This window comes from Streptomyces sp. NPDC012637, assembly GCF_042954805.1.
Taxonomy (GTDB): domain Bacteria; phylum Actinomycetota; class Actinomycetes; order Streptomycetales; family Streptomycetaceae; genus Streptomyces.
Genome location: NZ_JBIBDS010000007.1, coordinates 221679 through 235354 on the forward strand (window position 1 = coordinate 221679; position 13676 = coordinate 235354).

Annotated in this window: 10 protein-coding genes; 7 read left to right on the forward strand and 3 right to left on the reverse strand. The window is 73.8% G+C overall.

Features of this window, described 5'->3' with window-relative positions; all coding sequences use genetic code 11:
- Nucleotides 1-67 precede the first annotated feature (67 nt).
- Complete coding sequence (locus ACFY8W_RS26815) at nucleotides 68-862, reverse strand: 3-hydroxybutyrate dehydrogenase (RefSeq protein ID WP_391110162.1); 795 nt, start codon at nucleotides 860-862, stop codon at nucleotides 68-70.
- A gap of 218 nt (nucleotides 863-1080) precedes the next feature.
- Nucleotides 1081-2529 carry a tannase/feruloyl esterase family alpha/beta hydrolase gene (locus ACFY8W_RS26820; protein WP_391110165.1) on the reverse strand — a complete coding sequence of 483 codons (1449 nt, stop codon included), beginning with the start codon at nucleotides 2527-2529 and terminating at the stop codon, nucleotides 1081-1083.
- A gap of 544 nt (nucleotides 2530-3073) precedes the next feature.
- Here ACFY8W_RS26820 and ACFY8W_RS26825 point away from each other — a divergent pair.
- From ACFY8W_RS26825 to ACFY8W_RS26855, 7 genes are all read left to right on the forward strand, one after another.
- Nucleotides 3074-4519, forward strand: a complete 1446-nt coding sequence (locus ACFY8W_RS26825) for a PHB depolymerase family esterase (RefSeq protein WP_391110168.1) — start codon at nucleotides 3074-3076, stop codon at nucleotides 4517-4519.
- A gap of 169 nt (nucleotides 4520-4688) precedes the next feature.
- The gene (locus tag ACFY8W_RS26830) at nucleotides 4689-5465 is read left to right on the forward strand and encodes a 3-oxoacid CoA-transferase subunit A (RefSeq protein WP_391110170.1); all 777 of its coding nucleotides are present in this window, start codon (nucleotides 4689-4691) and stop codon (nucleotides 5463-5465) included.
- 1 nt (nucleotide 5466) lies between these two features.
- A complete protein-coding gene (locus ACFY8W_RS26835; protein ID WP_391110172.1) occupies nucleotides 5467-6156 on the forward strand; it encodes a 3-oxoacid CoA-transferase subunit B in 690 nt (229 codons plus the stop codon).
- Between the two features lie 358 nt (nucleotides 6157-6514).
- A complete protein-coding gene (locus tag ACFY8W_RS26840) occupies nucleotides 6515-7048 on the forward strand; it encodes a DUF6643 family protein (protein WP_391110174.1) in 534 nt (177 codons plus the stop codon).
- Nucleotides 7049-7084: 36 nt separating this feature from the next.
- Nucleotides 7085-7918 carry an MOSC N-terminal beta barrel domain-containing protein gene (locus ACFY8W_RS26845; protein WP_391110176.1) on the forward strand — a complete coding sequence of 278 codons (834 nt, stop codon included), beginning with the start codon at nucleotides 7085-7087 and terminating at the stop codon, nucleotides 7916-7918.
- A 114-nt stretch (nucleotides 7919-8032) separates the two neighbouring features.
- The gene (locus tag ACFY8W_RS26850) at nucleotides 8033-8638 is read left to right on the forward strand and encodes a hypothetical protein (RefSeq protein ID WP_391110179.1); all 606 of its coding nucleotides are present in this window, start codon (nucleotides 8033-8035) and stop codon (nucleotides 8636-8638) included.
- 105 nt (nucleotides 8639-8743) lie between these two features.
- Nucleotides 8744-11155, forward strand: coding sequence for a right-handed parallel beta-helix repeat-containing protein (locus tag ACFY8W_RS26855; protein ID WP_391110182.1), 2412 nt, complete (start codon nucleotides 8744-8746; stop codon nucleotides 11153-11155).
- On the opposite strand, the gene ACFY8W_RS26860 is transcribed toward ACFY8W_RS26855, so the two are convergent.
- Nucleotides 11125-13557, reverse strand: coding sequence for a hypothetical protein (locus ACFY8W_RS26860; RefSeq protein WP_391110185.1), 2433 nt, complete (start codon nucleotides 13555-13557; stop codon nucleotides 11125-11127). The two genes, ACFY8W_RS26855 and ACFY8W_RS26860, sit on opposite strands and share 31 nt — an antisense overlap.
- Nucleotides 13558-13676 lie beyond the last annotated feature (119 nt).

The window sequence follows — 13676 nt, forward strand, 5'->3', positions numbered from 1 at the left end:
CGGCGGGGTGGTGCGCGGAGGGAAGGTGCGCGAAGAGGTGGTGCGTGGAGGGAGCCGCCGGCGGGGGTCAGCCGGCGGTCCAGCCGCCGTCGAGCGGCAGCGAGGCCCCGGTGAGGTAGCCGGTGTGGGCGCCGCACAGCCACAGGACGGCGGCGGCCACCTCCTCGGCCTCCAGGAGCCGCTTCACGGGCGAGCGGGCCAGCATGACGTCGGAGAGCACGTCGCCCTCGCTGATGCCGTGGGCCGCGGCCTGGTCCCGCACCTGGCCTTCGACGAGCGGAGTGCGGACGTAGCCGGGATTGACGCAGTTGCTGGTCACCCCGTGGGCGGCGCCCTCGATCGCGGCGACCTTGCTCAGGCCCTCCAGGGCGTGCTTGGCGGCGACGTAGGCGGACTTGTAGGCGCTGGCCCGCAGGCCGTGGACGCTGGAGACGTTGACGATCCTGCCCCAGCCGCCGGCGTACATGTGCGGCAGGACGCGGCGCATCAGCAGGAACGGGGCGGTGACCATCACCTTCTGGATCAGCTCGAAGCGCTCCGGCGGGAACTCCGTGAGCGGGGCCACGTGTTGGAGGCCCGCGTTGTTGACCAGGACGTCGACCTGCGCGGGCAGGAGGTCGACGGCGCCCGCGTCCGCGAGATCCACCGCGTGCGCCACTCCCCCGGAGATCTCCGCGACGGCCTTGGCCGCGTCGGCGTCCCGGTCGACCACGTGTACGGCGGCCCCCGCCTGCGCCAGGGCGAGCACACAGGCCCGGCCGATGCCGCCGCCGCCACCCGTCACCAGCGCGGTGCGCCCGGTCAGGTCGACCGCGGCGGCGGGAGGCGGCAGGGGAACCGGAGTGGGAAACGTGTTCGTCATGGCCGGAAACAGTAGGGACGGCCCGGGACGCGTCCCATGTAAGCCGCCACCACAATGCGATACCAGGTGATGGTGGCGACCACCATAGGTCATCCTGCGCGAGGCCTTCCTGAGCGAGGTGGGCCTGCGCGAGGCCGTCGTGAGCGAGGCATTCCTGCGCAAGGCATTCCTGCGCAAGGCCGTCCTGCGTGACCTGGTCCGTCCTCCGCAGGGCGGTCCTATGCGACGCGGTCCCGGTCGACGCGGTCCCGGCCGTCGAGGGCGCAGTCGGTCAGGAGCGTCGCGCGGTCCGCACCCGCGGGCAGCGGGACCGTACGGGAGGCCGGCGGCCGGCTGCCCTGTGCGACCCAGCGCTCCAGCGCGGTGAAGGCGCTGCGGTGGCAGGGCGCGAGCGGCCTCAGCCTGTCGGGGAAGGCGTCGAACAGGGCGTCGGTGTGGGTGCCGCCCTCGATCCGGTAGTAGCGGTGCAGCGAACCCCGGCCGGCCTCGCGGACCATGCGGGCGTAGACGTCGGAGTCCTGGCCGATCGGGAGCAGGGCGTCCAGCGTGCCGTGCACCGTGATCAGCGGCTTGCCGATCCGGCCGGTGAGGGCGATCTTCCCGACGGCCCGCCTGACTTCGTCGGGGCGTGCCGCGTAGTCGTAGTCGGTGTCGCACGCCGGCGTGCCCGACGCGCAGAACGGGGTGCCCGCCTCGACCGCGCCGTCGAAGCCGGGGTCGAGTTCCTCTCGGTAGATGCGCTGGGTCAGGTCCCAGTAGACCTTGTGGTGGTACGGCCACAGGAACTCCGACCCGGCCGGGAAGCCGGCCGCGTGCAGGTCCCGCGCCGCCTGCGCCGCACCGTCGCCTCCCGCGGCGTACACGGGATAGGCGCGCAGGGCCTTCGGCAGGAAGTCCAGCAGGGTGGGGCCGTCGGCGCGCCACAGCGTGCCTTCCCAGTCGACGCCCCCGTCGTAGAGCTCGGGGTGGTTCTCCAGCTGCCAGCGCACCAGGTATCCGCCGTTGGACATGCCCGTCACCAGGGTGCGCGACGGCGGCCGGTGATAGCGCTGGGCGACCGTGGCGCGGGCCGCTCTGGTCAGTTCGGTGAGGCGGTCGTTCCACTCGGCGATGGCGTCGCCGGGCGCCTTGCCGTCCCGGTGGAAGGCGAGGCCGGTGTTGCCCTTGTCGGTGGCGGCGTACGCGTAGCCGCGGGCCAGCACCCAGTCGGCGATGGCCCGGTCGTTGGCGTACTGTTCGCGGTTGCCGGGGGTGCCCGCCACGACCAGGCCGCCGTTCCACCGGTCGGGCAGACGGATGACGAACTGGGCGTCGTGCTGCCAGCCGTGGTTGGTGTTGGTGGCGGAGGTGTCGGGGAAGTAGCCGTCGATCTGGATGCCCGGCACTCCGCTGGGGACGGCCAGGTCCTTCGGCGTCAGCCCGGCCCAGTCGGCCGGGTCGGTGTGTCCGGAGGCGACGGTGCCGGCCGTGGTGAGCTCGTCGAGACAGGCCGACTGCTGGTGTGCGGCACCGGGTACGCGGGGGTGGGACCGGTGCGCGCAGCCGCCGTCCGGGGCGACGGGCGTGGCCGTCGCGGCGGGGGTGGTGAGGGTGAGTGCGGCCAGGGCCAGAACCGCTGGGGCACCTCGTCGCCAGAAGCGTGGTGCGGAAACGTGGGTGAGACGCATCGGTTGCCTCCGAGATCGTGTGCAGGGATGCGCGGGAGGCTATGGCGCCTGTCGTGTCCGGAACATGGCTCCGCGTCATATGGTCCGCGGTCCGCTAATGGGGCAGGTCACCATGCCGAGAGCCGGCAGCCGTCAACGGGACGGCATGCCACAGGCTTTCGGAGCTCTACTCGTGGCGCCGGCCACGCGGCGGAATGACCGGGACAGGGCTTGCGACTCCGACTCGTCGTATACACGCGGGAGCAAGCACCCAGCCATGGATGGCCGTCACACACGGGCTCCGCCAACCCTGGCTGACCGGCCCATGTCACCGGCGGCGGGGGCGCCCGGATGATTCACGCCACACCGACGTCCGGACCCGGCACCCCCACGGCCCCGGGCGTGTCCGTCTCATCAGGAGTCAGTCGTCATGACAGAGCCGCACTCCCTGTTCCGTTCCGCGAAGAGTCAGCGTTCGCCGAAGGGCCCTCGTACCAGCACGGGTTGCCGTTCCGCGGAGCCCTTCCGGCCCACGCCGGGTTCTTCCCCGAAGGGCCGCCGCCTCATGGGAGGCGTCCGCCGTTGGCTCACCGCCGCCGCGGGCGCGCTGGCCCTCACCGCCGGTCTCGTGGCCACCGGCCCCCAGGCCTCCGCCGCGGGTCTGACCCAGATCACCGGCTTCGGCTCCAACCCCGGAAACCTCTCCATGTACGCGTACGTGCCCGACGGCCTGCCCGCCGGCGCGCCGCTCGTGGTCGCCCTGCACGGCTGCACGCAGAGCGCGAACGACTACTACGCGAACTCGGGCTGGCCGAAGTTCGCCGACCGCTACGGATTCGCCCTGGTCTTCCCCCAGACCGGGAGCGCCAACAACGCGAACTCCTGCTTCAACTGGTTCGAGCCGGGCGACAGCACCCGCGGTCAGGGCGAGGCACTGTCGATCCGGCAGATGGTCGACAAGGCCGTCGCGCAGTACGGCAGCGACCGCGGGCGCGTCTACGTCACCGGGCTGTCCGCGGGCGGCGGCATGACGGCCAACATGCTCGCCGCCTACCCCGACGTCTTCGCCGGCGGCGCCGTCGACTCGGGCCTGCCGGCGTCCTGTGCGACCAGCGTGTCCGCCGCGTACACGTGCATGTACAGCCCGCCGGACAGGACGCCCGCCCAGTGGGGCGACCTCGTCCGCGCCGCCGCGCCCGCCGGCACCGGTTCGTGGCCCCGCGTGGCGATCTGGCAGGGCACGTCGGACACCACCGTCGTGCCCGCCAACGCCACCGAGCTGCGCGACCAGTGGACGAACGTCTGGGGCCTCGGCCAGACGCCGTCCCGCACCGAGACCCTGAGCGGCGGCACCACCCTGAGCGTCTACGACGACGCCGCGGGCAGGCCCGCCGTGGAGGTCTACTCCGTCTCCGGCATGAAGCACGGCCTCGCCGTCGACCCGGGCAGCGGCGCCGAGCAGTGCGGCACCGCCGGCACCTACTACCTCGACACCATCTGCTCCAGCTTCCACACCGCCCGCTTCTGGGGCCTCGACGGCGTGGGCGGCGGAGAGACCCCGGGCACCCTGCCCGCACCCACGGGCCTGACGGTGACCGCTACCACGGACACCACCGCCGCTCTGCGCTGGAACGCGGTCGCCGGCGCGGCCTCGTACGACGTCCACCGCGGCGGCACCAAGGTGGGCACCACCACCTCGGTCTCGTTCACCGACACGGGCCTGGCCACGGGGACGACGTACGGCTACACCGTGGCGGCCGTCGACGCGGCCGGGAAGACGGGTGCCGCGTCCTCCCCGGTGACGGCGACCACCACCGGATACACGCCCACATGCCACACGGCGAGCAACTACGACCACACCGTCGCCGGTCGTGCCTACCAGAGCGGCGGATACACGTACGCCATGGGATCCGGCCAGGCCATGGGCCTGTGGAACACCTTCACCTCGCACACCCTCAGGCAGACGTCGGCCGGCTACTACGTGGTCGCCGACTCCGGTTGCTCGTCCTGAACCTCCGGCGGCGAGGGGGCGACGACCACCACCTCGGAGGGGGTTGATGTGTGGATGGGACCCATGGCTCGGCCCCTCGCCGCTCCCTAGGCTCGCTGCCCGTCGGTTGAACAGGCACCGGCTCCGACCAGCGGGGTCGGCGCCCGGTCGCCCGAGGGAAAGGGACCGTATGGGTCTGGACAAGACAGTCGCGAGCGCGGCGGAGGCGGTGGCCGACGTCCCGGACGGGGCCTCGCTCGCCGTGGGCGGCTTCGGGCTGTGCGGCATACCGAGTTCGCTGATCGACGCCCTCTGGCAGCGCGACGTGACCGGTCTCAGGATCGTCTCCAACAACTGCGGCGTGGACGACTGGGGCCTCGGTCTGCTGCTCGCGGCCGGCCGGATCTCGCGCATGACGAGCTCGTACGTCGGCGAGAACAAGGAGTTCGCCCGCCAGTACCTCAGCGGAGAGCTGGAGGTCGAACTCGTGCCCCAGGGCACCCTCGCCGAACGGCTGCGGGCCGGTGGCGCCGGCATTCCCGCCTTCTACACCCCGGCGGGCACCGGCACCCAGGTCGGCGAGGGCGGTCTGCCCTGGCGGTACGCCGCCGACGGCTCGGTCGCCGTCGCGTCCCCCGCCAAGGAGACCCGGGAGTTCGACGGACGCCCGTACCTGCTCGAACACGGCATCACCACCGACTTCGCCCTGGTCCGCGCGACCATCGGCGACCGGCACGGCAACCTCGTCTTCCGGTCCTCCGCCCGCAACTTCAACCCGCTGGCCGCCATGGCGGGCCGGATCACCATCGCCGAGGTGGACCACCTCGTCGAACCGGGCGAGCTTGACCCCGACGAGGTCCACCTGCCGGGCGTCTTCGTCCGGCGCGTGGTCCGGGTGACGCCCGGCGACCCCGCAGCCGAACGGCGCATCGAGCGCCGGACCGTACGACAGGAAGGCGACGCCTGACATGGCCCTCACCCGCGAGCAGATGGCGGCCCGGGCCGCCCGGGAACTCACCGACGGCAGCTACGTCAACCTCGGCATCGGCCTCCCCACCCTGATCCCCAACCACCTGCCGCCCGGCGTCGAGGTGGTCCTCCAGTCCGAGAACGGCATCCTCGGCACCGGTCCCTACCCGACCGAGGACGAGCTCGACGCCGACCTCATCAACGCCGGCAAGGAGACCGTCACCACGCTGCCGGGCGCGTCCTTCTTCGACTCCGCCCTGTCCTTCGCCATGATCCGCGGCGGCCACATCGACGCCGCCGTCCTCGGCGCCATGCAGGTGTCCTCCTCCGGCGACCTCGCCAACTGGATGATCCCCGGCAAGATGGTCAAGGGCATGGGCGGTGCCATGGACCTCGTCCACGGCGCCGGCCGGGTCATCGTCCTCATGGAACACACCGCCAAGGACGGCACTCCCAAACTCGTCGCGGAGTGCACCCTGCCCCTCACCGGCCGCGCCGTCGTCCAGCGGATCATCACCGACCTCGCCGTCGTGGACGTCACGCCGGCCGGTTTCGCCCTCGCCGAACTCGCCCCGGGCGTCACGGTCGACGAGGTTCGCGCGGCGACGGGTGCGGAGCTGTCCGTACCGGCGGACCTCGGCACCGTTCGGGCGCCGGCGCGCGCCGCGGTGACCGCACCGGTCACGTAGGCGTCCCCTCCGGATCCCGGCCGCGTCCGCGGCGTGTCCGGCCCTGATCCGAAGAAACGGCCCAGTCCGTCGTGAAGCCTCCGCCCGTCGGCCGCCCGCCGCGCGCACCCCGTCGGAGGCCTTCGCGAAGAACCGCTGTCACCGAAGGGCGCCACGTCGGTCTCGAGGCCGGCCGACTTACCCGGCACACGGCCATTACTACCGGTAATCCACCGATAGCCAAGAGTTCCCCGAGCGCCTTTTGTTAACGCAGGCTTTATCGATGTTTTGGCAGGTCAGGTCGCCAAAAACAGCGTAAATCGGATGACCCGGAGTTGGGGACTCCCCAACCAGCACATCGAGGGCTTAACTTATGGCCATGACCTCCCCGCGCTCCACCTACGGAGGCGGTTACTACACCGCGCCGTCGTTCCCCGACACCCCGATCTACGACTCCCTCGTCGCAGAACGGGGCACGCCTCAGATCGCCCCGATCCGAGTGCCCTCCGCGTACGACACCGGCAACGGCTACTCCGGAAGCAGCAGCTATCTGCCGGCGCTGCCCGCGGCCCTGCCCGCCCTCCCGGCGGCGCCCACCCCGCAGCCCGCTCCCGCCTACGGCGGCCACGGCGGCTACGGCTATCCGCAGCCCGCGCCGCAGATGGCGCCCGCCGCCCAGGCGCCGGCGACCCAGCTGATGGCCCCCGTGCCACTGCAGCCCACGCCCACCCCGTACATCCCTCAGCAGCCCGCCGCCGCCCGCGGTTACGGCTACCCGGGCCCGCAGGCACCGCAGCAGCCGCGGCCGGCGCCCGGCGGTTACGAGGCGATGCGCCCGGCCGCCCCGCGTCCCGCCGCGCCCGCGCCGTACGAGGACCCGTACAACCGCCCGTACCAGGGCCGCGGATACTGATTCCCGGACCGCCGGGGCGACTGGCAGGATGAGGGCATGCCGATTCCTGTTGTGCGCTCCGTCCACGTCCACCCGGTCAAGGCACTGCGCGGGTTCGCCCCCGCGGAGGCGGACGTCGAGCCATGGGGACTGGCCGGCGACCGCCGCTGGACCGTGGTGGACACCACGGGCAAGGTCGTCACGCAACGCCAGCACGCACGGCTGGCGTTGGCCGCGGCCGCGCTGCTCCCGGACGGCGGCGTCCGTCTGTCCGGGCCCGGCCGCGAGCCGCTGACGGTGGAGGTCCCGCGCCCGTCCGCGGCGGACGGGACGGTCACGGTGGACGTCTTCGGCACCCAGGTCGAGGCCGTGCCCGCCGATCCGGCCGCGGACGCGTGGTTCCGCGCCTACCTGGACAGCGACGTGAGGCTCGTCCACATGGACGACCCGGCCCGGCGCCGGCCGGTCGACCCCGACTACGCGCTGCCCGGCGAGACCGTCAGCTTCGCCGACGGCTATCCGCTGCTCGTCACCACCACGTCTTCGCTCGACGCCCTCAACTCCCTCATCGCCCAGGGCGATCACGCCGACGAGGGCCCGCTGCCCATGAACCGCTTCCGGCCCAACGTCGTCGTCGACGGCACCGCGCCGTGGGCCGAGGACGGCTGGCGGCGGCTCTCCATCGGCGACGTCGCCTTCCGGGTCGCCAGGACCTGCGGCCGGTGCGTGGTCACCACCACCGACCAGGGGACCGGCGAACGCGGCAAGGAGCCGCTGCGCACCCTGGCCCGGCACCGCAAGGACGGCAGCCGGCTGATCTTCGGGCAGAACCTGGTCCCGGAGCACCGCGGGGTGATCCGGGTCGGCGACCCGGTCAAGATCCTCGACTGAATTCCCTCCCGACAGGCGCGGAACCCAGCCCCGGGGCACACTCGTTGGAAGAGCGGCAACCGCCCGACGGTCCGGCCCGTACCGGGCCGTCGACGAGACGAGGGGGTGCGGAGCGTGCGTGCAGCCACCGGTCTCTGGCGCTGGCGGCACAATCCCCTGCGCCGGACCACGGACCTGGTCGAGGCCTGGGTGGCCCTGACGGCCGCCCTGCTGCTGTGTCTGGCCGTGCCGGCGGCCGGCTGGGTCGCCGGGGTCTCCGCGAACGCGTCGCTGCAGCGCTCGGTCCGCCTCCAGCACGAGGAGCGGGTCCCGACCGTCGCCCAGGTGGTGCGCACCGCCACCGAGCGCGACCCGGAGCGGAACGCCGAGCTGGGCGAGGAGCAGCGGCTGCGGCCCGCCGTCGTGGCGAGGTGGACGGCGCCCGACGGCACCCCGCGCACCGGCACGGTGACCACCGCTCGGGAGCACGCGGACCCCGGTGACGCCTTCCCGCTCTGGACCGACCGGTCGGGGCGGGCCGTGACCCCGCCGATGCACCCCGAGACCGCCCGCGCGCACGCGCTGCTCGCCGGGCTCACCGTGGCGCTGCTCGCCGGGTTCCTGGTCGAGACCGCCCGTCGGCTCGTCGTACAGCGTCTGGTGCGACGGCGGTACGCGCGTCTGGACCGCGCATGGGCCCAGGTCGGTCCGGACTGGGGGCGTACGGGCACGGGCAGCTGAGCCCGGGACGGGGAGGCGGGCGACCCGTCAACTCGACGGCGCCGCGCGCGCTACGGTGGGGCATCGGTTCGGCGACGGCGCACGAGGTGGGGGCAGAGCACACCCATGGCACAGGGCACGGTCCAGGTGACGCACACCGGCACGTCGCGGTGGCGGCGCCGCACGGGCGAGTACCCCTCCCTCGCCGCCGCCCTGGAGGCCGCGGGCGACGGGGACGTCCTCACCGTGGCCCCGGGCACGTACCGGGAGAACCTGGTGGTCCAGCGGGCGGTCACCCTGCGGGGCGGTGACGGCGCCCTCGGTTCGGTGCGGATCGCGCCCGCCGACGGTGTGCCGCTGACCGTGCGCGCCTCGGCCACCCTGCAGGACCTGCACATCGAGGGGCAGGACGCCGCCGCCCCGGCGCTGCTGGTCGAGGACGGCACTCCGGAACTGCTCGACCTGCGGATCGTCACCCGCTCGGCGGCCGGCATCGAGGTGCGCGGCGCGGCCCGGCCCACGGTCCGGCGCGTGACGGTCGACAACCCGGCGGGCGTCGGCATCGCCGTGCTCGACGGCGCGGGCGGGGTGTTCGAGGAGTGCGAGATCGTCTCGGCCGGGCAGTCCGGCGTCTCGGTGCGCGGCGGCGCGCAGCCACGGCTCGAACGGTGCCGGGTGCACCACGCCTCGGGCGCCGGGATCACCGTCACCGGCGAGGGCAGCGCGCTGGAGGGCATCGGCTGCGAGGTGTACGAGATCAAGGGCGCCGGCCTGCAGATCGCCTCGCGGGCCACCGCGCACCTCAGCGACTCGTCGGTGCACCGGACCTCCGCCGACGGCATCACCCTGGACACGGACGCGGTGCTCACCCTCTCCGACTGCGACATCCACGACGTCCCGGAGAACGCGGTGGACCTGCGCTCCCGCTCGGTGCTCACGCTGACCCGTTCGACGGTGCGGCGCTTCGGGCGCAACGGCCTGTCCGTGTGGGACCCGGGCACGCGGGTGGACGCGAACCGGTGCGAGATCCACGACAGCACGGGCGACTACCCGGCGGTCTGGGTGAGCGACGGCGCGACGGCCGTCCTGGACGCCTGCCGGGTGCACGACGTGCCCGACGCGCTGTTCGTGCTCGACCGCGGCTCGCGCGCCGACGTCGTCGACAGCGACCTCTCGCAGGTGCGGAACACGGCCGTGTCGGTGAGCGACGGGGCCACCGCGCAGCTGGACGACTGCCGGATCCGGGAGGCGTCCACGGGCGCCTGGTTCCGGGACCACGGCAGCGGCGGCACGCTGGGCGGCTGCACGATCGACGCCGTGCAGACGGGGGTCATCGTCACCAAGGGCGCGGACCCGACGATCGAGCGGTGCACGGTCACCTCGCCCGCCGAGGCCGGTTTCTACGTGTCGGCGGAGGGCCGCGGCTCCTTCCTCGGCTGCCGGGTGACCGGCAGCGGCGGCTACGGCTTCCACGTGATGGACGGCTGCCGGACCACGCTGCGCACGTGCCGTACGGAGCGGTGCGCGCGCGGCGGTTACGAGTTCCCCGAGGACGGGCCGGTCGTCGAGGACTGCACCAGCGACGAGAGCCGGCTGCGCACCCACCCGGCGCCGGAGAGCGGCGGCGTCCTGACGGCGACCCGGTCGGGCGGGCTGCTCGGCACGGTCCCCGCGCCCCGCTCCCCCACCGTGGCGCCCGATCCCGCGCCTCCGGCGCCGGCCGCCGCGCGCTCCTCGCAGGAGGTGCTCGGCGAACTGGACGCGCTGGTGGGCCTGGAGAGCGTCAAGCACGAGGTGCGGACGCTCACCAACATGATCGAGGTGGGCCGGCGCCGCCAGGAGGCGGGTCTCAAGGCGGTGTCCGCGCGTCGGCACCTGGTCTTCACCGGAAACCCGGGTACGGGCAAGACGACGGTGGCCCGGCTGTACGGCGAGGTGCTGGCCGCCCTCGGGGTCCTGGAGCGCGGCCATCTGGTCGAGGTCTCCCGGGTGGACCTGGTCGGCGAGCACATCGGCTCGACGGCCATCCGTACCCAGGAGGCCTTCGACCGGGCGCGCGGCGGTGTGCTGTTCGTGGACGAGGCGTACGCGCTGGCTCCCGAGGACTCGGGCCGGGACTTCGGCCGCGAGGCGATCGACACCCTGGTGAAGCTGATGGAGGACCACCGGGACGCGGTCGTGGTGATCGCCGCCGGGTACACGGCGGAGATGGAGCGCTTCCTGACCGTCAACCCGGGCGTGGCGTCCCGTTTCTCACGGACCATCACCTTCTCCGACTACGTGCCGGAGGAGCTGCTGCGGATCGTCGAGCAGCAGGCGGAGGAGCACGAGTACCGGCTGGCGGAGGGCAGCGGCGAGGCGCTGGTGAAGTACTTCGCCGAGCTGCCGAAGGGGCCCACCTTCGGCAACGGCCGTACGGCGCGCCAGACGTTCGAGGCGATGGTGGAGCGGCACGCGGGCCGGGTCGCCGCGCTCGCGGAGCCGAGCACGGACGACCTGACCCTGCTCTATCCGGAGGACCTGCCCGAACTCCCCTGAGGGAGGACGGTGTCCTCGCGCTGCCGGGGCAGTGCGGGCGGCAGCAGGTCGAGCAGCGCGGTGCGCGCCTCGTCGAAGGCCGGATCGGCCTGGTAGTCGGAGTGTCCCAGGATCGGTTCGGGCAGCGGGTGTTCGCGGGTGCGGCCGTACGCGACGGGGTCGAGCAGTTCGGTCCGGTCGACGGCCGGCCGGCCGCCCTGGGCGGGGACCCGGACGGGGCCGCCGATCGGGTCGGTGGCCCGGTACAGGTTGCTCCAGCAGTGCACGGTGCGGTGGAGGCCGCGCAGCGACTCGGGGCCGAAGTAGGCCGGGAACCAGCGTCCGTAGAGCCGTTCGAGCGGCGAGCCGTAGGTGAGCAGCGCGACCCGGCCGCGGGTGACGGGCGGCAGCTGCCAGACCGCGGCGGCGGCGAGGACGCTGCCCTGGGAATGGCCGGAGATGACGAGCCGTCCGCCGGTCCGCCGGGTCCAGGAGCTCATCCGCCAGGTGAGGTCGGGCACGGCGCGTTCGGCGTAGCAGGGCGGGGCGAAGGGGTGGGCGGCGCGCGGCCAGAAGGTGCCGACGTCCCACAGGATGCCGATGGTGCGGCGGGCGGAGGCGTCCTTGTAGGCGCGGCGGCCCCAGGTGACGAAGAGGAGGGCGCCGAAGCCGATCATCCAGGAGCCGAGCGCCTGGGCGGCGGTGGCGGCCGAGGCGATCGCCGGGTGGGCGCCGTCGAAGGCCCGGCCGGGCACGTTCCCGCTCGCCCAGGCTCCGGCGAGGGAGGCCGCGCCGAGGAGCAGGGTGGCGCCGGAGACGACGCCGATGAGGAGGGGCGCGGAGTCGGTGAGCCCGGCGCGTGCCCGGCTCGCGGCGATCTGGTCGGTGCGCAGCCGGTCGGGGTCCGCGGCCCCGTAGTCGGTGTCGACGGTCGTGCGGAGCCGGCGTGCGGCGAGCAGGGTGCGGGCGGCGAGGAGCGCGGCCGGCACCAGGAGCAGCAGGAGCAGGACGGGGATCACGGAGGCCTGCCAGCTGAGCAGGACGGGTGGTCCGGTGATGAGGCCGTCGCCGGTCCCGGGTGTGCCGGGGCCGTCGAGCCAGTCGGCGACCCGCTGGGCGACTCCGCCGGACATCACACCGCCGAGTGCGCAGGCCAGCATGGCGGTGGCGGGGCCGCCCAGGCCGTGGAGGGCGGTGCGCGGGTCGCGGCGCGGGCGGTGGAGCAGCAGGGCGACGACGCCGAGGGCGACGACCAGGCCGCCCTGGGCGAGGGTGAGGACGCCGAAGACGGTGTTGCCGGGCAGGGTGCCGGCGGAGACCCAGCCGGGGCGGGACCAGGCGGCGTGCGTGGCGGTGAGCGCGAGGAGCAGCAGGGCGGTGGCGGGCAGCCAGGAGACGAGGGCGCGTTCGACCCTCAGGTCGAGCCGGTTCTCGCTGCGGCCGCGCCGGCAGACCACCCACAGCACGAGGGCGGCCAGGATGCCGAGGGCGCCCTGGAGGAGCCAGCCGAGGAGTTCCCGTGTACCGCCGGCCGCGGCTCGCTGGTCCTGGCCCGCCGCGGCCGCGGCGAGGGCGGCGGCGACGGTGAGGAACCCGGCGGCGGTGTGGGCGGCGCGCAGCCGGGCGACGAGCCGGCGGCCGTACCAGAATCCGGGCCGGCCGAGGGCGGGCCGCAGTTCGACGGGAGTGGCGGCGGTGGGGCTCGCGGCGTCGGCGGCCTCGGTGTCGGAGCCGGCGGGGTCCAGCGGTCCGGGAGCCGGCTCGGCGGACGCGTCGGGGTCGGCGTCGTATCCCGTGGGCGGGCGCTGGGCCTCGTAGGCGCTCCAGGTCCGGTTGGACAGGTACCAGAGCAGGCCGACGAGCGCCGTGGGGACGAGCGCGGCGAGCGCGAGGCGGCGGCCGGGCTGGGACCACCAGCCGCCGCGCTCGGCTGAGAGGAAGCCGAGCCAGGAACGCTGTCCGGCGCAGGACCCGGAGCCCGCGCACTGCCAGGCCGTCAGGTCGAGGGCGACCTCGCAGGCCGCGGCGGTGAGGAGGACGGTGAGGGTGAGCGCGACGAGCCGGACCAGGACGCCGTAGAGGCGGACGAGCCGGGCGCGCGCCTCGGTGGGCGGGCGCATCCAGTGGGCGAGGTTGGCGACCATGAACGGCAGGAGCAGCAGCCACAGGGCGCGGGCGCCGTTCCCGGAGGTCAGGTTGGACCAGCAGTACGCCTCCGGGACGGGCCGGTCCGCGTACCGCTCGGGGTGGTCCTCGGCGTCGACGTCGTCCCTGCGGCGGTGCATCGCCGCGGTCCGGTCACCGGTGACCCGCACCGTGCGCGGGTCGTCCAGCATGTCGGCCGCGGTGGCTCCGCCCACGCCGTGGACGAGCAGTTCGAGCGCCGCACCCCCGCTGGGCGGGTCGGGTGTGGCAGGGGACACTTCGGGGACTCGCTTCCTGAGTGGGAGGATCGAGGTGGGAGGATTCGACGGAAGGCACCAGGATCGCGGAAGGCGGCGCCCGACGGGACCGCTCTCACCGAATCCGACGCCCCTTTACC